This window comes from Pseudomonas sp. GW704-F2 (genome assembly GCF_059423025.1).
The window spans coordinates 245542-268126 of sequence record NZ_JBWKXO010000001.1; the positions used below are offsets into that span (position 1 = coordinate 245542).

General features: G+C 61.7%; 22 protein-coding genes. 7 read left to right on the plus strand and 15 right to left on the minus strand.

The window, feature by feature from the left end; genetic code table 11:
- Positions 1–9 precede the first annotated feature (9 nt).
- The 6 genes from rodA to AC07W0_RS01160 all read right to left on the minus strand — a co-directional run bounded on the left by rodA (position 10) and on the right by AC07W0_RS01160 (position 6009).
- On the minus strand, positions 10–1113 hold the full coding sequence (rodA, locus tag AC07W0_RS01135; RefSeq protein WP_046482428.1) for a rod shape-determining protein RodA: 1104 nt from the start codon (positions 1111–1113) through the stop codon (positions 10–12).
- Positions 1114–1144: 31 nt separating this feature from the next.
- Positions 1145–3043, minus strand: a complete 1899-nt coding sequence (gene mrdA, locus AC07W0_RS01140; RefSeq protein ID WP_046381927.1) for a penicillin-binding protein 2 — start codon at positions 3041–3043, stop codon at positions 1145–1147.
- 15 nt (positions 3044–3058) lie between these two features.
- Positions 3059–3526 (minus strand): 23S rRNA (pseudouridine(1915)-N(3))-methyltransferase RlmH, encoded by a 468-nt coding sequence (rlmH, locus tag AC07W0_RS01145; RefSeq protein WP_003176297.1) that lies wholly within the window; start codon positions 3524–3526, stop codon positions 3059–3061.
- A gap of 9 nt (positions 3527–3535) precedes the next feature.
- Positions 3536–4030, minus strand: coding sequence for a ribosome silencing factor (rsfS, locus tag AC07W0_RS01150; RefSeq protein ID WP_003176298.1), 495 nt, complete (start codon positions 4028–4030; stop codon positions 3536–3538).
- Positions 4031–4099: 69 nt separating this feature from the next.
- Entirely contained in the window at positions 4100–4744 is a 645-nt protein-coding gene (gene nadD, locus AC07W0_RS01155) for a nicotinate-nucleotide adenylyltransferase (RefSeq protein WP_017848346.1), read from the minus strand.
- A complete protein-coding gene (locus tag AC07W0_RS01160) occupies positions 4744–6009 on the minus strand; it encodes a glutamate-5-semialdehyde dehydrogenase (RefSeq protein ID WP_046381926.1) in 1266 nt (421 codons plus the stop codon). The genes nadD and AC07W0_RS01160 overlap by 1 nt, the downstream gene beginning before the upstream one ends.
- 174 nt (positions 6010–6183) lie before the next feature.
- On the opposite strand from AC07W0_RS01160, the gene AC07W0_RS01165 reads away from it, so the two are divergent.
- Both AC07W0_RS01165 and AC07W0_RS01170 read left to right on the plus strand, forming a co-directional pair.
- The gene (locus AC07W0_RS01165; RefSeq protein WP_046381925.1) at positions 6184–6867 is read left to right on the plus strand and encodes a DNA-3-methyladenine glycosylase; all 684 of its coding nucleotides are present in this window, start codon (positions 6184–6186) and stop codon (positions 6865–6867) included.
- Positions 6868–6892: 25 nt separating this feature from the next.
- Positions 6893–8209 carry a bifunctional DedA family/phosphatase PAP2 family protein gene (locus AC07W0_RS01170; RefSeq protein ID WP_102616987.1) on the plus strand — a complete coding sequence of 439 codons (1317 nt, stop codon included), beginning with the start codon at positions 6893–6895 and terminating at the stop codon, positions 8207–8209.
- Here AC07W0_RS01170 and AC07W0_RS01175 read toward each other — a convergent pair.
- The 4 genes from AC07W0_RS01175 to AC07W0_RS01190 all read right to left on the minus strand — a co-directional run bounded on the left by AC07W0_RS01175 (position 8203) and on the right by AC07W0_RS01190 (position 10208).
- Positions 8203–8418 carry a hypothetical protein gene (locus AC07W0_RS01175; protein ID WP_026140195.1) on the minus strand — a complete coding sequence of 72 codons (216 nt, stop codon included), beginning with the start codon at positions 8416–8418 and terminating at the stop codon, positions 8203–8205. The two genes, AC07W0_RS01170 and AC07W0_RS01175, sit on opposite strands and share 7 nt — an antisense overlap.
- Before the next feature lie 102 nt (positions 8419–8520).
- A complete protein-coding gene (locus AC07W0_RS01180; protein ID WP_017848351.1) occupies positions 8521–9111 on the minus strand; it encodes an LON peptidase substrate-binding domain-containing protein in 591 nt (196 codons plus the stop codon).
- Between the two features lie 21 nt (positions 9112–9132).
- On the minus strand, positions 9133–9849 hold the full coding sequence (locus AC07W0_RS01185) for an LrgB family protein (protein ID WP_017848352.1): 717 nt from the start codon (positions 9847–9849) through the stop codon (positions 9133–9135).
- Positions 9846–10208, minus strand: a complete 363-nt coding sequence (locus AC07W0_RS01190) for a CidA/LrgA family protein (protein ID WP_017848353.1) — start codon at positions 10206–10208, stop codon at positions 9846–9848. Before AC07W0_RS01190 ends, AC07W0_RS01185 begins: the two co-directional genes overlap by 4 nt.
- A 159-nt stretch (positions 10209–10367) precedes the next feature.
- Here AC07W0_RS01190 and AC07W0_RS01195 point away from each other — a divergent pair, with 159 nt between their 5' ends.
- The 3 genes from AC07W0_RS01195 (at position 10368) to AC07W0_RS01205 (ending at position 13409) form a co-directional block, all read left to right on the plus strand.
- Positions 10368–10823: a MaoC family dehydratase gene (locus AC07W0_RS01195; protein WP_017848354.1), complete on the plus strand. Its 456-nt coding sequence runs from the start codon at positions 10368–10370 to the stop codon at positions 10821–10823.
- A gap of 195 nt (positions 10824–11018) precedes the next feature.
- The gene (locus AC07W0_RS01200; RefSeq protein ID WP_017848355.1) at positions 11019–12737 is read left to right on the plus strand and encodes a C13 family peptidase; all 1719 of its coding nucleotides are present in this window, start codon (positions 11019–11021) and stop codon (positions 12735–12737) included.
- Positions 12738–12767: 30 nt separating this feature from the next.
- Positions 12768–13409 (plus strand): oxidoreductase, encoded by a 642-nt coding sequence (locus AC07W0_RS01205; protein WP_017848356.1) that lies wholly within the window; start codon positions 12768–12770, stop codon positions 13407–13409.
- A 59-nt stretch (positions 13410–13468) separates the two neighbouring features.
- Here AC07W0_RS01205 and AC07W0_RS01210 read toward each other — a convergent pair whose 3' ends face one another.
- From AC07W0_RS01210 to AC07W0_RS01230, 5 genes are all read right to left on the minus strand, one after another.
- On the minus strand, positions 13469–13753 hold the full coding sequence (locus AC07W0_RS01210; protein WP_017848357.1) for a YceK/YidQ family lipoprotein: 285 nt from the start codon (positions 13751–13753) through the stop codon (positions 13469–13471).
- Positions 13746–14375 carry a flavin prenyltransferase UbiX gene (gene ubiX, locus AC07W0_RS01215; protein ID WP_010206807.1) on the minus strand — a complete coding sequence of 210 codons (630 nt, stop codon included), beginning with the start codon at positions 14373–14375 and terminating at the stop codon, positions 13746–13748. Before ubiX ends, AC07W0_RS01210 begins: the two co-directional genes overlap by 8 nt.
- Positions 14372–15721 carry a UDP-N-acetylmuramate:L-alanyl-gamma-D-glutamyl-meso-diaminopimelate ligase gene (gene mpl / locus AC07W0_RS01220; protein WP_017848358.1) on the minus strand — a complete coding sequence of 450 codons (1350 nt, stop codon included), beginning with the start codon at positions 15719–15721 and terminating at the stop codon, positions 14372–14374. Before mpl ends, ubiX begins: the two co-directional genes overlap by 4 nt.
- A 209-nt stretch (positions 15722–15930) precedes the next feature.
- Complete coding sequence (locus AC07W0_RS01225) at positions 15931–17007, minus strand: hypothetical protein (RefSeq protein ID WP_146013155.1); 1077 nt, start codon at positions 17005–17007, stop codon at positions 15931–15933.
- A gap of 211 nt (positions 17008–17218) precedes the next feature.
- Positions 17219–19144, minus strand: coding sequence for a sigma-54-dependent Fis family transcriptional regulator (locus tag AC07W0_RS01230; protein ID WP_102616989.1), 1926 nt, complete (start codon positions 19142–19144; stop codon positions 17219–17221).
- Between the two features lie 274 nt (positions 19145–19418).
- Between AC07W0_RS01230 and exaC the strand changes: the two genes are divergently transcribed.
- Both exaC and eat read left to right on the plus strand, forming a co-directional pair.
- The gene (gene exaC, locus AC07W0_RS01235; RefSeq protein ID WP_017848361.1) at positions 19419–20939 is read left to right on the plus strand and encodes an acetaldehyde dehydrogenase ExaC; all 1521 of its coding nucleotides are present in this window, start codon (positions 19419–19421) and stop codon (positions 20937–20939) included.
- A 184-nt stretch (positions 20940–21123) separates the two neighbouring features.
- Entirely contained in the window at positions 21124–22557 is a 1434-nt protein-coding gene (gene eat / locus AC07W0_RS01240) for an ethanolamine permease (RefSeq protein ID WP_017848362.1), read from the plus strand.
- Positions 22558–22585 lie beyond the last annotated feature (28 nt).

Here is a 22585-nt window from a genome sequence, read left to right on the forward strand (position 1 = left end):
TCACCTTATTCAAACCTGTGCGATCCATTTGCGATGCGTGTGAATCGACATCAAAACCCCAAACGCTGACAGCAATGTCACCAGCGAAGTTCCGCCGTAGCTAATGAACGGCAACGGCACCCCAACCACCGGCAAGAGGCCACTGACCATACCGATGTTGACGAAAACGTAAACAAAAAAAGTCATGGTCAACGAGCCCGCCAGCAATTTGCCGAACAACGTCTGCGCCTGCGCGGTGATCACCAGGCCACGCCCAATCAACAGTAAATAGATCAGCAGCAACGCGCAAATGCCCACCAGGCCGAACTCTTCGCCCATCACCGCAATAATGAAGTCGGTGTGGCTCTCGGGCAAAAAGTCCAGGTGCGACTGGGTGCCCATCAACCAACCCTTGCCAAAGACACCGCCGGAACCGATGGCCGCCTTCGACTGGATGATGTTCCAGCCGGTGCCCAGCGGGTCGCTCTCCGGGTCGAGGAACGTGAGAATCCGCTGCTTCTGGTAGTCATGCATAAAGAAGAACCACATGGCCACGGCCACCGGCACGGCAGCGGCGAGCACGCTGAGAATCCAGCGCCAGCGCAAGCCGCCCATGAACAGCACGAACGCACCGCCCGCCAGGATCAGCAGCGATGTACCGAGGTCCGGCTGGCGCACGATGAGGATGAACGGCACGCCGATCAGGATCAGGCTGATCCCCACATGCTTGAGTTGCGGCGGCAAGGTGCGCTTGGACAGGTACCAGGCGATGGTCGCCGGCATCAGGATCTTCATGAATTCCGACGGCTGGAAGCGAATCACCCCCGGAATGTTGATCCAGCGGGTCGCGCCCATGGCGTTGTGGCCCATCACGTCCACCACCACCAGCAACAACACGCCAGCGACGTACCCCAGCGGCACCCAGCGCGCCATGAAACGCGGCTCCAGCTGGGCAATCACCACCATCGACAACAGGCCCAGGCCGAACGACGACGCTTGCTTGATCAGCAGGTCCCAGTTCTTGCCGCTGGCCGAATACAGCACGAACAGACTGCCGGCCGCCAGGGTCAGCAGCAGGATCAACAACGGGCCATCAATGTGCATGCGCTGCAGCAACGTCGCGCGGCGACGCATCACATCCTCACTGGAGAGGATGCGGTCAAAATTACTCTTCACTGGCCGTAACCTCGGTGCTTGAAGGGGGGCCGCCATATTCGGGCTTGAGCTTGCCGTCGTCGGTCAACAGCCAGGCATCCATCACTTGACGGACCACCGGCGCGGCGACGCCCGAACCGGACTCGCCGTTCTCGACCATCACGGCGACCACGATCTTCGGGTCGTCCGCCGGAGCGAAGCCGACAAACAGGGCGTGGTCGCGGTGGCGCTCCTGGACTTTGGAACGGTCATATTTTTCGCCTTGCTTGATCGCAACCACCTGGGCCGTACCGCTCTTGCCGGCAATGCGATATTGCGCGCCGATCGCCGCCTTGCGCGCCGTGCCCCGGGCGCCGTGCATCACCTGCTGCATGCCGTGGTTGACCTTGGTCCAGTCCGACGGGTCACGCAGCACAATGTCCGGGATCGGGTTTTCATCCACCGGCTTTTCGCCTTCGATGGTGCGGGCCAGGTGCGGACGGTTCCAGATGCCTTTGTTGGCCACCAACGCCGTGGCCTGGGCCAGTTGCAGCGGTGTCGCCTGCATATAGCCCTGGCCGATGCCCAGGATCAGAGTCTCGCCGGGGAACCACGCCTGGCGGCGGGTCGCACGCTTCCATTCGCGCGACGGCATCAGGCCTGGGGATTCTTCGAACATGTCCAGGGAGACTTTCTGACCCAACCCGAACTTGCCCATGTAGGCCGATAGGCGATCGATCCCCAGCTTGTGGGCCAGGTCGTAAAAATAGGTGTCGTTGGACCGCATGATCGCGGTGTCCAGGTCGACATAGCCGTCACCGGTGCGGTTCCAGTTACGGTATTTGTGGTCGTAATTAGGCAGCATGTAGTAGCCGGGGTCGAACACGCGACTCGACGCCGTGACCACGCCCGCGTCCAGGCCGGCAATCGCTACCGCCGGCTTGATCGTCGAACCCGGCGGATACAGGCCGCGCAACACCCGGTTGAACAGCGGCCGGTCGATGGAATCGCGCAGCTCGGCGTAGGCCTTGAAGCTGATCCCGGTCACGAACAGGTTGGGGTCGAAACTGGGCTGGCTGACCATGGCCAGGACTTCGCCGGTACTCGGGTCCAGCGCCACCACCGCGCCACGGCGCCCGCCCAGGGCCATCTCGGCCGCTTCCTGCAACTTGATGTCCAGGCTCAGCACAATGTCCTTGCCCGGCACCGGATCGGTACGCTTGAGCACCCGCAACACGCGGCCGCGGGCGTTGGTCTCGACCTCTTCGTAACCCACCTGGCCGTGCAGCTCGGGCTCGTAGAAACGCTCGATGCCGGTCTTGCCGATATGGTGGGTGCCGCTGTAATTGACCGGATCGAGGCTTTTCAGCTCTTTCTCGTTGATCCGCCCCATATAACCGACGGAGTGCGCGAAGTGCGGCCCTTGCGGGTAATGCCGCACCAACTGCGCCACCACTTCCACGCCCGGCAGGCGGAACTGGTTCACCGCGATCCGGGCGATCTGCTCTTCGGTCAGCTCGAACAGGATCGGCACCGGCTCGAACGGCCGACGCCCCTGTTTCATGCGCTTTTCGAAGATCGCCCGGTCTTCCGGGGTCAGTTGCAGCACGTCGACGATCACATCGAGAACCTGCTGCCAGTCGCCGGAGCGTTCGCGGGTCATGCTCAGGCTGAAGCTGGGCCGGTTATCCGCGACCACCACGCCGTTGCGGTCGAAAATCAGGCCACGGGTCGGCGGAATCGGCTGCACATGCACCCGGTTGTTTTCCGACAGAGTGGAGTGATAGTCGTACTGGATCACCTGCAGGAAATACAGGCGCGCGATCAACACCCCGATCAACGTCACTACCATGATCGCGCCAAAAACCACGCGCGAGCGCACCAGACGTGCGTCTTTCTCGTGGTCCTTGATGCGGATCGGCTGAGTCATCGGGAGGGGCGCAGACTATTTGTGGTAAGGGTGCCCGGACAGAACTGTCCAGGCGCGATACAGCTGTTCACCGATCAGAATCCTTACCAACGGGTGCGGCAACGTCAGCGCCGACAGCGACCAGCGTTGGTCCGCCCGCGCGCAGACTTCCGGCGCCAGCCCCTCGGGGCCGCCGACCATGAAGTTGACGGTGCGCGAGTCCAGGCGCCAGCGATCCAGTTCCACCGCCAATTGCTCGGTGCTCCAGGGCTTGCCGTGGACTTCGAGGGTGACGATGCGCTCGTTGGGACCGACCTTGGCCAGCATGGCTTCGCCTTCCTGACGGATAAAGCGCGCCACGTCGGCGTTCTTGCCCCGGGTATTGAGCGGAATTTCCACCAGCTCAAGCGACAGCTCGGCGGGCAGACGCTTGGCATATTCATGCCAGCCTTCTTCCACCCACTTGGGCATGCGTGAACCGACAGCGATCAGACGCAGGCGCACAGCCGTTCCTTATTCCTGGTCTTTGTTGAGCTTGTCGAAGTGCGCGTGGCCCACTTCCGGGCTGTGGTGCTTGCCATCAGCGGCACGGCTCTGTTCGGCGCCTTTCCACAGACGCTCCAGGTCGTAGAACTGACGGGCGTTGGAGGTCATCATGTGAACGATCACGTCGTCCATGTCCAGCAGCACCCAGTCGCTGTCGCCCTTGCCTTCTTCACCCAGCGGCTTAACGCCCTGGGCTTTGACGGCTTCGCGCACTTTGTCGAGCATCGCGCCGATCTGGCGGTTGGAGGTACCGGTGGCGATGATCATGAAGTCGGTGATGCTCTGCTTGTCGCGCACGTCCAGCACCTGGATGTCCTGGGCCTTGACGTCTTCCAGGGCCGCCACGGCGACTTTCACCAGCTCTTCGCCAGCCAGTTCCGGGCCAACGTGGGCTTCAACCGGCAGTGGCGCGCTTTTGAAGGTGCCTTTGCGCTTAACTTTGCTTACGTCTTTGTTCGTCATATAAAACTCGTTTTGCTCGTATGTTCGGGCGCTCGCTGCACGACTGTTCGTGCGTTCAAGCGCGCCTTTTCAGTTCGACGCACGGTAAAGCCCGTGCGCATCGATGTAGGCCAGGACCGCGTCAGGCACCAGGAAACGTACCGACTTCCCGCTGGCCAGCAGTTGACGGATCTGGGTGGCGGACACCGCAAGCGGGGTCTGCCAGACGAATGCAATATTCCCGTTCGGCCCGGTCAGGGCCAAGGGGTCACTTACCGACCGCGCGGCCAGCAGGTTGCGCAAGGCATCCGGCGGTTCGCTGTCGGCATCCGGGCGTTGCAAAACCAGGATGTGGCAATGCTGGAGGAGTTCCTCCCAGCGATGCCAAGAGGGCAGGCCGCAAAATGCGTCCCAGCCCAAAAGCAGAAACAACTGGTCGTCCGCGGCCAACTCGGCACGCATCAGTTCCAGGGTGTCGACAGTGTAGGACGGTTTATCGCGCTTGAGCTCGCGGTCGTCCACCACCAGCGGCGGTATGCCAGCTACGGCAAGGCGCACCATTTCCAGGCGCTGCTGCGCTGACACCTGCGGCGTATCGCGGTGCGGCGGCCGGGCATTGGGGGTCAGGCGCAATTCATCCAGCGCGAGGGCATCCGCGACTTCCAGGGCACTGCGCAAATGGCCGATATGCACGGGGTCAAAGGTGCCGCCGAGCAACCCGATGCGTTTACCCATCAAGCGCGCACATGCCCGTCGCCGAACACTACGTACTTCTCGCTGGTCAGGCCTTCCAGGCCAACCGGGCCGCGTGCGTGGAGCTTGTCGGTGGAGATACCGATCTCCGCGCCCAGGCCATACTCGAAGCCGTCGGCAAAACGCGTCGAGGCGTTGACCATCACCGAAGCGGAGTCCACTTCGGTGAGGAAACGCCGGGCATCGCTGAAATGCTCGGTAACAATGGCATCGGTGTGCTTGGAACCATATTTGTTGATGTGCTCGATGGCCTGGTCCAGGTCGTCGACGATGCGGATCGACAGGATCGGCGCCGTGTACTCGGTGTACCAGTCTTGCTCGGTAGCTTCGATCACGTCCGCGCCGAGCAGCGCACGGGTGCGCTCGCAACCGCGCAGCTCCACACCCTTGTCGCGGTAGATGGCAGCCAGCGGCGGCAGCACGCGATCGGCAATGCCGGCGTGCACCAGCAGGGTTTCCATGGTGTTGCACGGGGCGTAACGGTGGGTCTTGGCGTTGTCGGCGATGCGGATCGCCTTGTCGATGTCAGCGGCAATGTCGATGTAAACGTGGCAGACGCCGTCCAGGTGCTTGATCACTGGCACCTTGGCATCACGGCTGACGCGTTCGATCAGGCTCTTGCCACCGCGCGGCACGATCACGTCGACGAATTCCGGCATGGTGATCAGCGCGCCGACGGCGGCGCGGTCGGTGGTTTCCACCACTTGCACCACTTCGGCCGGCAATTCGGCCACGGCCAGGCCCTGCTGGATGCAGGCGGCAATCGCACGGTTGGAGTGGATCGCCTCGGAACCGCCGCGCAGGATGGTGGCGTTGCCAGACTTGAGGCACAGGCTCGCAGCGTCGATGGTCACGTTCGGGCGCGACTCATAGATGATGCCGATCACGCCCAGGGGCACGCGCATCTTGCCGACCTGGATGCCGGACGGCAGGTAACGCATATCGCGGATTTCACCGATGGGGTCAGGCAGCTTGGCCACCTGACGCAGGCCTTCGATCATGTCGTCGATACGTGCCGGGGTCAGCGCCAGGCGGTCGAGCAACGCCGGTTCCAGGCCATTGGCGCGGCCGTTGGCCAGGTCCAGTTCGTTGGCGGCGGTCAACTCGGAGCGCGAAGCATCCAGAGCATCGGCGGCGGCCAGCAAGGCACGGTTTTTCTGCGCGGTGCTCGCACGGGCGATCAACCGCGAGGCCTGACGGGCAGCGCGACCCAGGCGGGTCATGTAGTCAAGAACGGACTCAGTCATGGTCAGGGAGTCTTGGCAAAGAGGAAAGCGGCAGATTATAGCTGTGACGCCGCCCGACTGACAGCGGTGAGGGGCGGATGGTCGAAATGAACTGTAAAAACCTGGGGTTCAGCCGTAATTAAGGTAGGAGTTGTTATTATTCCGTCACATTTAGCCGTATTAACCCTGAAGGCCATGTCGAGTTTCACCCCCCAACTCCCTGCCAGCGCCCTGCCCGACCGCTTCTTCGACCGCGATGCACAACTGCTTGCGCGGGAATTGCTCGGCAAAATCATCCGTCATCGGGTCGGCGATCTCTGGCTTTCGGCGCGGATTATTGAAACCGAAGCGTATTACGTGGCCGAAAAAGGCAGCCATGCCTCACTGGGCTACACAGAAAAGCGTAAGGCTTTGTTTCTGGATGGCGGTCATATCTATATGTACTACGCCCGTGGCGGCGATTCGCTGAACTTCAGCGCCCAGGGCCCGGGCAATGCAGTATTGATCAAATCCGCCTATCCCTGGGTCGATGAGACCTCCGGCCCGGCCAGTTTGGCGCAGATGCTGCTGAACAACCCGGACGCCAATGGCAGGCCACGCGCCTCGCAGAAGCTCTGCGCCGGCCAGACCTTATTGTGCAAGGCGCTGGGCCTGAAAGTGCCGATGTGGGATGCCAAGCGCTTCGACCAGGAGCGGCTCTATGTAGAAGACGTCGGCCAGGTGCCGACGCACATTATTCAGACCACCCGCCTGGGCATTCCCGGCGGCCGGGACGAACACTTGATGTACCGCTTCGTCGATGCAGGCTATGCGCCTTATTGCACGCGGAACCCGCTGCGCCGGGGCCAGGTCGAAGGCCGCGACTATTTTTTGATTTGAAACGGTGACGAGGGAGTGAAGAAATATGGGCCAATGGCTCGATAGCATCACCGGCTGGCTGACCCTGAACCCCCAATGGCTGGCGGCGGCGGTGTTTATCGTGGCGTGCGTGGAATGCCTGGCCATTGCCGGTTTGATCGTGCCCGGCACCGTGCTGCTGTTCGCCATTGCCGTGCTGGCCGGCAACGGTGCGCTGTCGTTGAGTGAAACCCTGCTGCTGGGTTTTCTCGGCGGCCTGGTGGGCGATGGGGTGTCCTACTTCCTGGGACGCCATTTCCACCAGAACATCCGGCGCCTGCCTGGCCTGCGGCATCACCCTGAATGGATGAACGGCGCCGAGACCTACTTCCACAAGTACGGCATCGCCAGCCTGCTGGTCGGACGTTTCATCGGCCCGTTGCGCCCCATGCTGCCGATGGTGGCCGGCATGTGCGACATGCCGTTCCCACGCTTTGCCCTGGTCAGCATTCTCGCGGCGGCCGGTTGGACAGTCGCGTACCTGCTGCCGGGCTGGGCGACCGGCGCGGCTTTCCGCCTGCCATTGCCGGCGGGGTTCTGGCCCGAGGCGGGAATTGTCGCGGCATGCCTGGCGGTGTTGCTGGGGCTGAGCTTGAACAGCAGCCTGCGCGGCCATCGCCGCGCCACAGGGTGGATAGGTTGCGCCAGCCTGACCCTGTTGGTCGCCCTGTTTATCGGCTACCCGCACCTCAACGACTTCGACCAGGGGCTGAGCGCCCTGGTGCAGGAGCATCGCAGCGCCTGGCTGGACGAGACCATGGTGAGGCTCACCCAACTGGGCGAGTTCAAGAATATGTTTGTCGCCAGCGCCCTGTTCACCGGCCTGTTGTTACTCGCACGCCAATGGCGCCACGCGCTGTTTGTCGGCATCACGCTGGGCATGGCCGCAGTGATCAATACCGCCACCAAGCTGTTCTTCGCCCGCGGTCGCCCGGAAATCCTCACCGACCCACTGAGCAGCTTCAGCATGCCCAGCGGCCACTCCTCCGGCGCATTCGCGTTTTTCCTGGCGTTAGCCGTATTGGCCGGGCGCGGGCAGCCCACGCGCCTGCGCCTGACCTGGCTGCTGCTGGGCTGCATCCCCGCGGCATTCATCGCGTTGTCGCGGGTTTACTTGGGCGTCCACTGGCCCACCGACATCCTCGCCGGAATGTTGCTGGCGATGAGCGTGTGTACATTGAGCCTGGGCGCAATCCAATACCGCAGCCCGCTGCCGCCGATGTCGCAGAAAGCCTGGTGGCTGGTATTGCCTGCCCTGGTGGCGGTGCTCGGTTTCATCGCCCTCAGCGACACCTCGCAGGCCCTGTTCAAGTATGCCTACTGACCCTTGGCCGGGCCGATCCAATCGATTGGCGCGGTTCGGCGCTCAACGCAACGTTCGCGCCGCTCCAGCAGCATTTCATCGGCAATTTCTGCGGCACGCTCGGCGATGTATTCCGGGCCGCGCTGTGCATCCTGCGCGAGCAGTTGTGAGGTAATGCTGACAAAAAAAGCGTCCCAGGCCGCCTGCTCCGATTGCGCTAGCCGAATCATGTTCATCCCCTGATCAGTGGTTGTGTGATCGGAAACTATTTCAGCCCGCGCGATGGGAGCAACGCAGAAATGTCTGAAAGCAGCACCAGACAATTCTGAAGATCAGGTGAACAGCTCACCTTGCAGTTCATCCAGCAGCCTCTGGATCGCATCCAGCCGTTGTTGCGGATCGTCGAGTTGCAGCAGGTCGATCTTGTCGGCCTCGGTGAACGGCAGCAAATACGCCAATTGATTGCCCAGGGCCTGCTGGCCGTCGGCATCGGCGCCCATGTCCAGCGAGGCCACCATCGGGTGTTCGGCCAGGGCCTGGAGCAAGGCCTGCAGGTCGGCGTCCGCCTCTTCCAGCGCGTGGTCCGGCCGCTCTTCCAGCCACTGCACCTCGGCCACCAGCAACTGGTCCTTCTGCACCTCAGCGTCGCGGACACGGAAGCGCCGCCCGCCCTCGACGCGAATGCCCAGCAGGCCGTTATCCTGCTGCTTGAAGTCGCGAATCAGCGCTTCACAGCCGATCAGCGCGTAGCCATCCGGGGCCGCGCCCACCTCTTTGCCGTCGAAGATGCACACCACGCCGAAACTTTCGCCCTTTTTCATGCAGCGGCTGATCATGTCCAGGTAGCGCGCCTCGAACAACTGCAGGTCGAGGGTGCAGCCAGGGAACAGCACGGTGTTGAGCGGGAACAGCGCCAGACTCATAAAGGTTTCCTTAACCCTGGTTCAAACAATCACCGACACGGCCAGCGGCAGGAACACCGCCGTCGCCACGCCCATCAGACTCATGGCCAGCGCCGCAAAGGCGCCGCACTCTTCGCTTTCCTGCAGGGCCACCGACGTGCCGACGGCGTGAGCGGTCATGCCCAGCGCCATACCGCGCGCCTCGGGGCTGTGGACGCCCAGGCGCGACAAGTACGCCGGGCCGATCATCGCCCCGATCACGCCGGTGATCAGCACGAACACCGCGGCCAACGCGGCCACGCCGCCGATCTGCTCGGCCACCAGCATGGCAATCGGCGAGGTCACCGACTTGGGTGCCATGGTCATCAACATCCTGTGTTCGGCACCGAACCACCAGCCCAGCAACACACACAGGCCGGTGGCCAACACACCACCTATCACCAGCGTAGTAAAAATCGGCCAGAACAATTGACGAATCCGGCGCAGGTTCAAATAGAGCGGCACCGCCAGGGCCACGGTCGCCGGGCCCAGCAGGATGCTCATGATCTCGGTGCTCTTGCGGTACTCGGCGTAACTCAGGCCACAGGTGAGCAGCACGCCGATCACCAGCAGCATGGACACCAGCACCGGCTGCAGGAAGATCCAGCGGGTTTTCTCGAAGCCCGCGAGCACCAGTTGATAGGCGCCGAGGGTGATGCCGATGCCGAACAGCGGATGATGAATCACCGCCGCCCATGCGCCTTGCCAGTCGAAGGTCATGATTGCTCCTCCTGCTGCGCCTGGCGCTTGACCAGTTTTTGCATCAGCACGCCAACGAACCCCATGGCGATCACCAGCGACAACACCAAGGCACCGACGATGGCCCAGAAGTCTGCGGCGATGTCCTTGGCATACACCATCACCCCGACCGCCGGCGGCACCAGCAGCAAGGGCAAGTAACGCAGCAGGCTGCTGGCCGCCAGGCTCAGCGGCTCGCCGACTTCGCCGCGCCACACCAGGTAACCCAGCATCAGCAGCAGACCGATGATCGGCCCCGGCAACACCGGCAGCAGCAAATGGTTGATCGCCGTGCCGATCAATTGAAACAGCACCAGCCATGTCAGACCGCGTAATAGCATCCGTCCTTCCCCCCTCAAGACCGACCCGCATTATAAGCATGCCCGCGCTATGCTCCGGCATTCGTCATAAGCATGGTGGGTTGACCGGGCGGGTTGCCCATGATGATCTAACATGGTTCTCGCACATCAATAAAAACCGATGAACCAAGGAGAGACGCAATGCCCTATGTACCCGTAGCGCAGCTCAAAGATTATGTCGGCAAGGAACTGGGACGTTCCGACTGGCTCACCATCGACCAGGCCCGCATCAACCTGTTCGCAGAAGCCACTGGCGACCATCAGTTCATCCACGTCGACCCGGTCAAGGCCGCGCAAACCCCGTTCGGCAGCACCATCGCCCACGGTTTCCTGTCGCTGTCGCTGATGCCCAAGTTGATGGAAGACATCCTGATCATGCCCGAAGGCCTGAAAATGGCGGTCAACTACGGCTTGGACAGCGTGCGCTTTATCCAGCCGGTGAAGGTCAATTCCAAGGTCCGCCTGAACGTGACCCTCACCGACGTCACCGAGAAAAAACCCGGCCAATGGCTGTTCAAGGCCACCGCCACCCTGGAAATCGAAGGCCAGGAGAAACCCGCTTACATTGCCGAGTCGCTGTCGCTCTGCTTCGTGTAACCGCCTCCTTCCTCCCTGTAGGAGCTGGCTTGCCAGCGAAAAGCCCCCAGACGCCACATTCCCCCTGAATGCCCGCGTTTTCGTTGACCACCTTCGCCGGCAAGCCGGCTCCTACAGGTCATCATTCCCCAACAGACCACTAGGTATGGCTCCTTCGCTGCGGCATACTCGGCGCTCAATTATCCGGATCCCGCTATGCGCCCACTCGCTCCCTTTGCCCTTGTCCTGTTGCTCACCGCTTGCGGAGACGGCGAATCGCTGTTGCCGCCCGATGCGCGCCTGCCCGACGGCGGCCGTTACCGGGGTGATGTGGTCAATGGCTTGCTGCAAGGCCAGGGCCGCGTGGACTACCCCAACGGCAGTTGGTACGCCGGCCAGTTCGACAAAGGCCAGTGGCACGGCCAGGGCGAATGGCATGGCAGCAACGGCGAAGTCTATAAAGGCCAGTTCCAGCAAGGCCTGTTTGACGGCCAGGGCAGCCTGACCACTGCGGGCAGCCACTACGTCGGTGGCTTCAAGCAAGGCCGGCGCAACGGCGAAGGCACCCTCAAAGAGGGGCAAATGACCTATCGCGGCGAATTCAAGGACGACCAGTATTCCGGCCTCGGGCGCCTGGAGCTGGCCGACGGCAGCCAATACCAGGGCCAGTTCGCCCACGGCAAGCCCAACGGCGAAGGCCAGCGCAACGACGACAGCGGCAACCAGTTCAGCGGCCACTTCGTCGATGGCCAACTGGAAGGCAACGGCACCTTCAACAGCGCTGACGGCGACATCTACGTCGGCCAGTTCAAACAGAACCAATTGAACGGCAAGGGTCGCTACGAAAACGCCGACGGCGACGTGTGGATCGGCCAGTTCAAGGAAGGTGCCCTCAGCGGCAAGGGCGAGTTGATCGGCGTCGATGGCAGCCACTACATTGGCCAGTTCAGCGATTGGCGCTTCAGCGGCGAAGGCCGCCTGAACCTCACCGACGGCAGCTTCTATATCGGCGGTTTCGACAGCGACAACTACCAGGGCCACGGCACCCTGGTGCTCGCCGACGGCACCGTGCAGGCCGGCACCTGGGTCAACGGCATGCGCGTGCGCGACGCCGACGGCAAGCTGTTGCCCGACCCGTTGGAAATCGGCGTGCTGGCCCAGGGCCGCCTGCTCGATGCTGCCCTCGCCGCCGTGCCGCCTTCGACCCCCGCCGTGGAACTGTACACCCTGGTACTCGCTGGCGACGGCAAACAGAGCGTGTTCCTGCGCGAAGCCGATTACGTCAGCAACATGCTCGCCAGCCGCTTCGGTGCGCGCGGGCAGATTCGCCTGGTCAACCACCGCGACCATATCGCCGACCGCCCCCTGGCTACCCGCGAAAGCCTGCGCCGTGCGGTGCAGACCCTGGCCGAACGCAGCGGGCCGGAGGACCTGGTGTTTATCTACCTGACCAGCCACGGCACCCACGAAAGCGAACTGGTGCTCGACCAGCCGCGCATGGAGCTGGCCGACCTGCCGGCCGATGAGCTCGCCGCAGTACTCACGCCGTTGAAGAACCGCGACAAGGTCGTGGTGATTTCCGCGTGCTACTCCGGCGGTTTCATTCCCGCGCTGAAAGACGAGCACACCTTGATCATGACCGCTTCCCGCGCCGACCGGGTGTCGTTTGGCTGCTCCGAGGAAGCCGACTTCACCTACTTCGGCGATGCCCTTTTCGCCCAAGCCTTCAACCAGACCGACGACTTGCAGCAAGCCTTCAAGCTGGCGCAACTGCACGTGACCGAACGCGAACAGGCGGACAACTTCGAAGCCTCCGAACCGCAGATCTGGGCCCCCAAAGGCGTGATCGCCCATTGGCAACTATTACGCAAGCAGCAAGCACGAAAGGCGCTCGAAAGCGTCTCAATGAATAGCAAGGAAGCTAAAGGCAACTAAGCTGTAACGTGTAACAAAGGGGGAAACACCATGTACCTGACGCCTCAGCATATCTTGCTCGCAGGAGCCTCTGGCCTGACCGGCGAACACCTGCTCGATCGCCTGCTCAACGAACCCACCGTGACCCGTGTGCTGGCGCCCAGCCGCAAGCCATTGGCCGAACATCCACGCCTGGAAAACCCAGTGGGCGACCCGGCGGTGGTCCTGCCGCAACTGCGTGGCCAGGTGGATATCGCCTTCTGCTGCCTGGGCACCACGATCAAGCAAGCCGGCTCCGAGGACGCCTTTCGCGCGATCGACCTGGACCTGGTCGTGGCCTTTGCCAAGCGCGCGCGGGAAATGGGCGCGCGGCACCTGATCGTCATCAGCGCGATTGGCGCCGACCCGAAATCCTCGATCTTCTACAACCGGATCAAAGGGCAAATGGAAGACGCCTTGAAAGCCCAGGGTTGGCCGCAACTGACCATCGTGCGGCCTTCGCTGTTGCTGGGGGAGCGCCTCGAACCGCGCCTGGCCGAGCAATTGGCCGGGCCGTTGTCACGGCTGATTCCAGGCAAGTACCACGGCATCGAAGTGTGCGAACTGGCACGCGCCATGTGGCGCCTGGCGCTGGAAGAGCAAGATGGTGTGCGTGTGGTCGAATCGGATGAGTTGCGCAAGCTGGGTAAATAAACCCTGCCAACCGAGCTGCCAGCTCAACATGTGGGTTCAGATGGGGCCTGAGCGCGGAGTCACAGCCCTCCCGTGGCGTTGAACCCTACCCCCAACACCGTCAACACCGACAGCGGCAACAGCAGGGTATCGAGCAACGCGCTGGCTGGCAGGTCGACGCCGGGATAGCTCGGCGCCTCGGCGCCAAAACGGTCCATCGCGCAACAGCCGCCGTTCATCGCATACAGGTCCAGCCGCGTGCCGGCATACACCACCGGCGCGCCGGGCTTCGCCGCATCCAGCGTGCGCGCGGTGGCGCAGCCCGCCAGTTGCAACGCCAGCAACACCAACAGCGCCTTATTCATCGCTGCTCAAATGGTGCTCACCCCAACGCGGGAGCATGTCCTGGGGAATGTTCAGCAGGTTGAGAATCCGCGCCACCACAAAATCCACCAGGTCATCAATGGTCTGCGGCTGGTGATAGAAACCAGGCGACGCCGGCAAGATGGTCACGCCCATGTTCGACAACTTGAGCATGTGCTCCAGGTGAATGCTCGAATACGGCGCCTCACGCGGCACCAAAATCAGCTGGCGCCGCTCTTTCAACGTCACATCGGCGGCCCGTTCGATCAAATTGTTGCAGGCGCCCGTGGCAATCGCCGACAACGTACCGGTGGAACACGGCACCACCACCATCGCCGCCGGCGCGCCGGAGCCGGAGGCCACCGGCGACATCCAATCCTCTTTACCGTAAACCTTGATCTGCCCCGCCGCCGCACCGGTGTACTCGGTGAGGAACGCCTGCATCATCTGCACCTTGGGCGGCAGCGCGACATCGGTCTCGGTGGCCATCACCAGTTGCGCGGCCTTGGAGATCAGGAAATGAACTTCACGCTCCTCGCGCACCAGGCAGTCGAGCAGGCGCAAGCCATAGGGCGCGCCGGATGCGCCGGTCATCGCCAGCGTCACACGCTCGGGCCCGCTCATTTCAGGGCCTCAGCCAATTTGCCGTGCAGGCCGCCGAAGCCGCCGTTGCTCATGACCACCACGTGGGTGCCGGGCGTGGCCTGTTGCTTGACGTGTTCAATGATGCCTTCGATCGAATCGCAGACCGTCGACGGCACGTGACACAGCGCCGCAATGGCGGGCAGGTCCCAGCCCAGGTTGGCCGGTGCGTACCAGACCACTTGGTCCGCATCATTGACGCTCTCCGGCAAACCATCGCGGTGCGCGCCGAGCTTCATGGAGTTGGAGCGCGGTTCGATAATCGCAATGATCGGCGCATCACCGACCCGCTTGCGCAGGCCATCAAGGGTGGTGGCAATCGCCGTCGGGTGGTGGGCAAAGTCGTCGTAGATGGTAATCCCATTCACATCGGCAACCTTTTCCATGCGTCGTTTCACACTTTTGAACGCACTCAGGGCCGCGATGCCCATGGAAGGCACCACGCCAACATGCCGTGCCGCCGCCAAGGTGACCAGGGCGTTGGCAACGTTGTGCTGGCCGGTCATGTCCCAGTCGACCACACCCTGGGCCTCGCCTTCGAACAGCACTTCAAATGTCGAACCGTCTTCACTGAGCAACCTGACCTGCCACTGCCCGCCCGCGCCGGTGGTTTGCACCGGCGTCCAGCAGCCCATGTCGATGACGCGCTGCAAGGCCGGCTCGGTGGTCGGGTGGATCACCAGGCCCTCACTCGGGATGGTGCGTACCAAATGGTGGAACTGCCGCTCGATGGCCGCCAGATCGGGGAAGATATCCGCGTGATCGAACTCCAGGTTATTCAGGATCGCCGTGCGCGGGCGGTAGTGGACAAACTTGGAGCGTTTGTCGAAGAACGCGCTGTCGTATTCATCGGCTTCGATCACGAAGAACGGCGTATCGCCCAGGCGCGCCGACACCGAGAAGTTCTGCGGTACGCCGCCGATCAGGAAACCCGGGCTCATGCCTGCGTGCTCCAGCACCCAGGCCAGCATGCTGCTGGTGGTGGTCTTGCCATGGGTGCCGGCTACCGCGAGTACCCAACGGCCTTGCAGCACATGGTCGGCCAGCCATTGGGGGCCGGACACATAGGGCAAACCTTTGTTCAGTACGTATTCGACCGCCGGGTTGCCCCGAGACATGGCGTTGCCGATCACCACCAGGTCGGGGACCGGATCGAATTGGGATGGATCATAGCCCTGGGTCAACTCGATGCCCTGGGCTTGCAGTTGCGTACTCATGGGCGGATAGACGTTGGCATCGGAACCCGTCACATGGTGGCCCAACTCCTTGGCCAGAACCGCCATCGAGCCCATGAAAGTACCGCAAATACCGAGAATATGAATGTGCATGGTCGACCTCGTAAAACATCGAGGCAGGTTAGCGCAGGGAGGGGGAAATCGCACTCTTTTAGCGGTACACGCCAGCTCAATCGTCTGAATTCGGCCGGCAGTGCGGTCGTTGAGCCCGGTGCCGGCACCCGCCGTGACTGCACCGGACTCAGCGTATACGAGGGGTCACTATGGGGTGTCAATTAACGGCCTCCCCTGCATAACCCGCATCAGACAAACTGCATCGAGGATAGCGGCCCCTTCGGCTCCAACACCGTATTGATACGGGAGATCTGGTTTAAAACAGCCTGATTGCGTCGATCCAATGTTTCAAGGCGGCGCACAGGGTCTTTCTCGGTGGCGGCGGTATCACTTTTAAAGGGCCTGAATATAAAATCATTTTCCTTAGAGATTAATTCCAAGTTCGACTCGACGGTGTTGTATTGCTTTTCCAACATATCAAGTCGGGCAGTTGTCTCGGTTGGCCAATCGGGGCTTTTATCCAAGGCTTGCCCCTCGCTCCCTTCGGTATAGGCCTGGATCGTATTACTGACCAAGAGCAGTTTTAATTCTGCATTGTCCAAGTGCAACGCCAGGTCTTGCGGCGATGAAGGACTCGGCGCCGATCCCGCCACACCGTTCTGTTGACTCGGCGCGGGCTGGTGCGCGGGAGGAAGTAAGGGGGTATTGGCGCTGAACGCCCCCTTGATCTGCTCGCCACTCCATACGGAGCCTGCGTAAGTACCAATACTCAATGGCGTACTGACCAAGCCGTTGACTGCGGCATTCACGAAAGCGTCCCGTGTCACGGTTTTCAGATCTGGCCCGGTCTTGAACACGCCTGCCTTGACCAGGCGATCGGCAGTGACTAGGTTTTGCGCCACCTCTCCAAACGTCTTGGGAACGGGGTGAGACCTGGAAGGAAGGGTAGAGCCCCCGAACCGGTTGTTATTAATCAGATCTCGAAAGGGCTTATTAGATGCATGAGTGGAAGGTGGGTTTGAGAAAAACGGTCCCTTATTAATCTGAGTATATTGACCGGGCGTCCCAGACGGCACACGGGAAGTGCTATGCGTCGGCCTGCGGAAAAAACGTCCGAAATCAATTCCCCTTTTGCTACGAACCTGCGTGTCCGAGTTCAAACGTTCAGCATCATAAGTAAGCTCGGAGCGATCATTTTGCCAAGTAGCCGAAGCGGCGTTGCGCGGGTTACCGGTCGATCCAGTATTATTGGCAGCTTGAGTAACATCAGCTGAAACGTCACTGGACGGTGCTGTAGTGTAAGTTGGAACACCTGTAACATTCATAATCATCACCTTAGTCAGTCAATAAAAACTTGCATTCACTGGGTGACAAAAATATCTATCTCAGTTCCACCGAAACAACATTACATGCATTTACTTCCGCGCCAGCCAGGACACACTTTCTCAACAATTAACCCACAAAAGCAAAAACAGTAAATCCCCCTACAACCAACAATTAAAAACCGCTCCCACACACTCGACAACAACTTACGAATTACAACGCCGAACGCAATTCAATGCCATGTTTGCGTAACTTTCGATATAACGTATTGCGGCTCACCCCCAACCGCTCAGCCACAAGGGTCATATGCCAGCGCTGCTGCGTCAGGACCTTCAACAATGCCAGGCGCTCGGCATCCTCAAGCAGCGACAGCGGGGGGACATCCGCAGCAGGCATAGCCAAGGACGCCGGGCGGATCATCGGCGGCAAATCATCGACACCGATCAACGCGCCGTCACACAGTGCAACCAGGGTACGCAACACCGTGCGCAACTGCCGCACATTGCCCGGCCAGGCGAACGCCAGCAATGCCTGACGCGCGCCGGCATCGAGCGTTATCGTCTGCTCCCCGGCTTCCTGGGCCAGCAGAAAATCCAGCAATTGCGGCTTATCACTGCGCTCGCGCAACGGCGGCAAGCCGATTTCGAGGCCATTGAGTCGGTAGTACAAATCTTCACGAAAGCTGCCGGCCTGCACACGTTGCAACAAATCACGGTGGGTGGCGCTGATGACTCTCACGTTTACCGCCTGGGGCTCGCCGCCGATGGGCACCACCAGGCGATCCTCCAGCACCCTCAAGAGCCGGGTTTGCAAAGCCAGGGGCATGTCGCCGATTTCATCCAGGAACAACGTGCCCCCATCTGCCTGTTGCAGCTTGCCGCGCATGCCTTCCTTGCGGGCACCGGTGAAACTGCCGCCGCGATAGCCGAACAGTTCGCTTTCGATCAGGCTTTCCGGGATGGCGGCGCAGTTGAGCGCAACGAAAGCCTTGTCCGCACGCTGGCTGGCCTGGTGTACGGCCTTGGCGAAGGCCTCTTTGCCGGAACCGGTTTCACCGTTGACCAGCAGCGGCACATCACGTTCGAACACGCGCAACGCCTTGCGAAAATCGCTTTGCAACGCGGAATCGCCCAGGCAGATACCGAGCAGACGCTCGGGCTGGGCGGCAACCACCGGCTGCGACGGTACGGGCACCGGCACACTGCGCGGCTGGCCGCGCAACGCGGCAAACAGATGTCGACCGTCCCGCGTCCGCAGCGGCCAACTCGCTGTGGCATTGGCGCTGGCGCGGCCCAGCAGTTGATCCAGGGTGCATTCGAAAAGCACTTCCACAGGCTGCCCCAGCAAGCCACCACGCATCTGCCCCAACAGGTTCAGGGCACTTTGGTTGACTGCGCAAATGCGCCCTTCGCCGTCGAACGCCAGCAGCCCTTCACTGAACAAGCCCACGGACTCCGCCTGCAAGTGAAAACGCAGCAGCCAGTGGTGTTCAAAATGACGCAGGAAGTAACAACTCTCGATCATCTTCGCCGACAGGTTGACCAGCGCCATGGTATGGAACTGGCTCTGACGCGACACCGCTTCCCGCGCCGACGACACGTCCAGCACCGCCAGCAACTCACCATGGGGATCGAACACCGGGCTCGCCGAACAGGTCAGCCCGGTGTGGCGCCCGCGAAAATGCTCATCGCGGTGAATGGTCAACGACTGGCGCTCCACCAGGCAGGTGCCGATGCCATTGGTGCCTTCGCAGGCCTCGCTCCAGTCGGCGCCGAGCCACAACCCGGCGCGCTCGAAAATCTTGCGCTCGGACGGCGCGGTGACGCAGTTGAGGATCACCCCGCGCGCGTCGGTGAGCAACACGGCGTGACCGGCGCCCGAAAGTTGCTGATGCAGGCTGTTCATCTCGCCGCCAGCGATGTGCAGCACCTGCTGCAGGCGCTCGCGGCTTTCCAGCAGACGGCCATGTTCGAGCACGGTGGGGGCGATGCTCAGCGCAGGGTCGAGGTGATAATCCTCCAGGCAACGCAGCCAGGAGCGGGCGATGGACGGGTCGCTGCCAGGGCCCTGGGAAAGGTCTTGCCCACGGGTCACGGTCAAGACTTGCTGGGCATGGCGACTGAAATGATCGTGATGCATGTTCTTATTATTCTCCCTGCGTGAGAACGTCCAGCATCCCCCAGCCACCCGGCCATTGCAATCCCGCGCCGACCCACCGGTCACAGGCTGTACCGTGCATGGCACAAACTGTCACACAGACTGTACCAAGGCTGGCACAGCCGCACTTTTTGGCTCTCGCCAACCCCCTGATTTAACTGGCTTGCAAGGCAGTGGCCCGACCTTTGCTCTACGCTTTATCAAGCGCTTGCCGCGCTGCACTCCAATAAACATAAAAAGCCAGGAGATACCCACCATGCGTTACGCACACCCCGGTACTGAAGGCGCCATCGTTTCGTTCAAGGCCAAGTACGGCAACTACATCGGCGGCGAATTCGTGGCGCCGATCGACGGCAACTACTTCACCAACACTTCCCCGGTCAACGGCAAGCCCATCGCCGAATTCCCGCGCTCCACCGCCAAAGACATCGACAAGGCGCTGGACGCCGCGCATGCCGCCGCCGACGCCTGGGGCAAAACCTCTGCCCAGGACCGCTCGCTGGTGCTGCTGAAGATCGCCGACCGCATCGAACAGAACCTCGAACTGCTGGCCATCACCGAAACCTGGGACAACGGCAAGGCCGTGCGTGAAACCCTCAACGCCGACATCCCGCTGGCCGCCGACCACTTCCGCTACTTCGCCGGTTGCATCCGCGCTCAGGAAGGCAGCAGCGCCGAAATCAACGAACACACCGCCGCTTATCACTTCCATGAGCCCCTGGGCGTGGTCGGCCAGATCATCCCGTGGAACTTCCCGCTGCTGATGGCCGCCTGGAAACTCGCCCCAGCCCTGGCCGCCGGCAACTGCGTGGTGCTCAAGCCGGCCGAGCAAACCCCGCTGGGCATCAACGTGCTGATGGAAGTCATCGGCGACCTGCTGCCGCCGGGCGTGCTGAACGTGGTACACGGTTTCGGCAAAGAAGCCGGCGAAGCCCTGGCCACCAGCAAGCGCATCGCCAAGATCGCCTTCACCGGCTCTACCCCGGTGGGCGCGCACATCATGCATTGCGCCGCCGAGAACATCATTCCGTCCACCGTTGAACTGGGTGGCAAGTCGCCGAACATCTTCTTCGCCGACATCATGAAAGCCGAACCGCAATTCATCGAGAAAGCCGCCGAAGGCTTGGTGCTGGCGTTCTTCAACCAGGGCGAAGTGTGTACCTGCCCATCCCGCGCGCTGGTGGAAGAGTCGATCTACGACGACTTCATGAAAGTGGTGATGAAGAAGGTCGCGTCGATCAAGCGTGGCGACCCGCTGGACACCGACACCATGGTCGGCGCCCAGGCGTCCGAGCAGCAGTTCGACAAGATCCTGTCGTACCTGGAAATCGCCAAGGGCGAAGGCGCCGAGTTGCTGGCCGGCGGCAAGGTCGAGAAGCTGACAGGTGATCTGGCCACCGGCTATTACATCCAGCCGACCCTGCTCAAGGGCACCAACAAGATGCGGGTGTTCCAGGAAGAAATTTTCGGCCCGGTGGTGAGCATCACCACCTTCAAGGATGAAGCCGAAGCCCTGGCGATCGCCAACGACACCGAGTTCGGCCTCGGCGCCGGCCTGTGGACCCGCGACATCAACCGCGCCTACCGCATGGGCCGGGCGATCAAGGCGGGCCGCGTGTGGACCAACTGCTACCACCTGTACCCGGCACATGCCGCGTTTGGCGGTTACAAGAAGTCCGGCGTCGGTCGTGAAACCCACAAGATGATGTTGGATCACTACCAGCAGACCAAGAACCTGCTGGTGAGCTACGACATCAATCCATTGGGCTTCTTCTAACCCAACACCGCCGGGGCGATAACCGCCCCCGTAGGAGCGAGCTTGCTCGCGAAGAACCTCAACGATTACGCGGATAGCCTGGCTCTGCGCGGTGCTCTGAAGTTTTTCGCGAGCAAGCTCGCTCCTACATTACCCGGCGACAACTTGTCGGGACCAAAACAATAAGAATGAAAGGTACTTTCCCATGCCTAGCGAACCCACTGGATCCTCCGTCGACTTCGAAAAAGTCGATTCCCAATACTTCCAACAACGCGAACTGAAAAAAGGCGCCGCCGGCTGGGTGCTGCTGGTCGGCCTTGGCGTTGCCTACGTGATCTCCGGCGACTACGCCGGCTGGAACTTCGGCCTGGCCCAGGGTGGCTGGGGCGGCATGTTCCTCGCCACATTGCTGATGGCCACCATGTACCTGTGCATGTGCTTTTCCCTGGCCGAACTGTCTTCCATGATTCCTACTGCTGGCGGTGGCTACGGTTTTGCCCGCAGCGCCTTTGGCCCTTGGGGCGGGTTCCTGACGGGCACCGCGATCCTGATCGAATACGCCATCGCCCCCGCCGCCATCGCGGTGTTCATCGGCGCCTATTGCGAGTCGTTGTTCGGCATCGGCGGCTGGATGATTTACCTGGCGTTCTACATCATCTTCATCGGCATCCATATCTTTGGCGTGGGTGAAGCCTTGAAGCTGATGTTTGTCATCACCGCCGTCGCCGCCATTGCACTGGGCGTGTTCCTGGTGTCGATGGTGCCGCACTTCAACGTCGCCAACCTGCTCGACATCCCGGTGACCGACGCCAAGGGCGCCAGCACCTTCCTGCCATTCGGCTACGTCGGCGTGTGGGCAGCGATTCCCTATGCGATCTGGTTCTTCCTGGCGGTCGAAGGCGTACCGTTGGCGGCCGAAGAAACCAAGAACCCGAAGCGCGACCTGCCCCGCGGCCTGATCGGCGCCATTGTGGTGCTGACCAGTTTTGCCCTGCTGATCCTAGTGATTGCACCGGGCGGCGCCGGCACCTACGCGCTGATCAAGTCCGGCAACCCGCTGGTTGAAGCGTTGGCGCTGTCTTACGGCGGCTCGACGTGGATGGGCAGCTTCGTCAACCTGGTCGGCCTGGCGGGCTTGATCGCCAGCTTTTTCTCGATTATCTACGCCTATTCGCGGCAGATCTTCGCGTTGTCCCGCGCCGGCTACCTGCCGCGCAAACTGTCCCAGACCAACAAAAGCAAGGCGCCGGTCCTGGCGCTGGTGATCCCCGGCATTATCGGTTTCGGCCTGTCGCTGACCGGCCAGGGCGACCTGCTGATTCTGGTGGCGGTGTTTGGCGCGACCATTTCCTACGTGCTGATGATGGCCGCGCACATCACGCTGCGCATCCGTCGCCCCAAAATGGATCGCCCGTACCGCACGCCGGGCGGCATCTTTACCTCCGGCGTGGCCCTGGTACTGGCCTGCGTGGCCGTGGTGGCGGGCTTTCTGGTCGACCCGCGAGTGGTGATTGGCGCTGCAATCATCTATGGAGTATTAATTGCTTACTTTGCTTTCTACAGCCGGCATCACTTGGTAGCAGGCACGCCGGAAGAAGAGTTCGCGGCGATCCAGGCCGCAGAGGCCGCCTTGCACTGACTGCCGTAAACCTCGACGCGGGCGCCTT

What these genes read in the sequence shown, in the direction of transcription:
- AC07W0_RS01210 (WP_017848357.1), bottom strand. Translation starts at nt 13,753, where the DNA reads ATGAATAAGGCGCTGTTGGTGTTGCTGGCGTTGCAACTGGCGGGCTGC.
- AC07W0_RS01170 (WP_102616987.1), top strand. Translation starts at nt 6,893, where the DNA reads ATGGGCCAATGGCTCGATAGCATCACCGGCTGGCTGACCCTGAACCCC.
- mrdA (WP_046381927.1), bottom strand. Translation starts at nt 3,043, where the DNA reads ATGACTCAGCCGATCCGCATCAAGGACCACGAGAAAGACGCACGTCTG.
- exaC (WP_017848361.1), top strand. Translation starts at nt 19,419, where the DNA reads ATGCGTTACGCACACCCCGGTACTGAAGGCGCCATCGTTTCGTTCAAG.
- AC07W0_RS01205 (WP_017848356.1), top strand. Translation starts at nt 12,768, where the DNA reads ATGTACCTGACGCCTCAGCATATCTTGCTCGCAGGAGCCTCTGGCCTG.
- rodA (WP_046482428.1), bottom strand. Translation starts at nt 1,113, where the DNA reads ATGCGTCGCCGCGCGACGTTGCTGCAGCGCATGCACATTGATGGCCCG.
- eat (WP_017848362.1), top strand. Translation starts at nt 21,124, where the DNA reads ATGCCTAGCGAACCCACTGGATCCTCCGTCGACTTCGAAAAAGTCGAT.
- AC07W0_RS01225 (WP_146013155.1), bottom strand. Translation starts at nt 17,007, where the DNA reads ATGAATGTTACAGGTGTTCCAACTTACACTACAGCACCGTCCAGTGAC.
- nadD (WP_017848346.1), bottom strand. Translation starts at nt 4,744, where the DNA reads ATGGGTAAACGCATCGGGTTGCTCGGCGGCACCTTTGACCCCGTGCAT.
- AC07W0_RS01160 (WP_046381926.1), bottom strand. Translation starts at nt 6,009, where the DNA reads ATGACTGAGTCCGTTCTTGACTACATGACCCGCCTGGGTCGCGCTGCC.
- AC07W0_RS01165 (WP_046381925.1), top strand. Translation starts at nt 6,184, where the DNA reads ATGTCGAGTTTCACCCCCCAACTCCCTGCCAGCGCCCTGCCCGACCGC.
- AC07W0_RS01180 (WP_017848351.1), bottom strand. Translation starts at nt 9,111, where the DNA reads ATGAGTCTGGCGCTGTTCCCGCTCAACACCGTGCTGTTCCCTGGCTGC.
- ubiX (WP_010206807.1), bottom strand. Translation starts at nt 14,375, where the DNA reads ATGAGCGGGCCCGAGCGTGTGACGCTGGCGATGACCGGCGCATCCGGC.
- mpl (WP_017848358.1), bottom strand. Translation starts at nt 15,721, where the DNA reads ATGCACATTCATATTCTCGGTATTTGCGGTACTTTCATGGGCTCGATG.
- AC07W0_RS01190 (WP_017848353.1), bottom strand. Translation starts at nt 10,208, where the DNA reads ATGCTATTACGCGGTCTGACATGGCTGGTGCTGTTTCAATTGATCGGC.
- rsfS (WP_003176298.1), bottom strand. Translation starts at nt 4,030, where the DNA reads ATGACGAACAAAGACGTAAGCAAAGTTAAGCGCAAAGGCACCTTCAAA.
- AC07W0_RS01185 (WP_017848352.1), bottom strand. Translation starts at nt 9,849, where the DNA reads ATGACCTTCGACTGGCAAGGCGCATGGGCGGCGGTGATTCATCATCCG.
- AC07W0_RS01200 (WP_017848355.1), top strand. Translation starts at nt 11,019, where the DNA reads ATGCGCCCACTCGCTCCCTTTGCCCTTGTCCTGTTGCTCACCGCTTGC.
- AC07W0_RS01175 (WP_026140195.1), bottom strand. Translation starts at nt 8,418, where the DNA reads ATGATTCGGCTAGCGCAATCGGAGCAGGCGGCCTGGGACGCTTTTTTT.
- AC07W0_RS01195 (WP_017848354.1), top strand. Translation starts at nt 10,368, where the DNA reads ATGCCCTATGTACCCGTAGCGCAGCTCAAAGATTATGTCGGCAAGGAA.
- AC07W0_RS01230 (WP_102616989.1), bottom strand. Translation starts at nt 19,144, where the DNA reads ATGCATCACGATCATTTCAGTCGCCATGCCCAGCAAGTCTTGACCGTG.